Source organism: Neobacillus mesonae (genome assembly GCF_023715155.1).
Taxonomy (GTDB): domain Bacteria; phylum Bacillota; class Bacilli; order Bacillales; family Cytobacillaceae; genus Neobacillus; species Neobacillus mesonae_A.
The window spans coordinates 1-257 of sequence record NZ_JAMBNQ010000140.1 but is presented as its reverse complement, the minus strand read 5'-3'; the positions used below and the strand labels follow the sequence as shown (position 1 = coordinate 257).

1 protein-coding gene is annotated in these 257 nt (G+C 36.6%); it reads left to right on the top strand.

From position 1 onward, the window contains the following. A partial coding sequence (locus tag M3183_RS26885) for a helix-turn-helix domain-containing protein (protein WP_251475113.1) occupies positions 1 to 257 on the top strand: 257 nt, incomplete at both ends.

Genomic DNA, 257 nt, shown 5'->3' with positions numbered 1-257 from the left:
AACAATGAAAGAGTGGCTACTTCATTATCGACGAAAAGGATTTGAGGCATTAAAACCAAAGAAGCGTGGTGACAAAGGAAACTCTCGAAGGTTATCCCCCGATGACCAGGATCAAATCCTAGAAATACGAAAAAAAAATCTCCAAATGCCAGTTAGCGTTTTCTACGAACAACTAATTGAGCATGGAGAAATCCCAAAAAACGAAATATCTTACTCTACTATAATCCGATTATTAAAAAAACACAACCTTGTAGGAA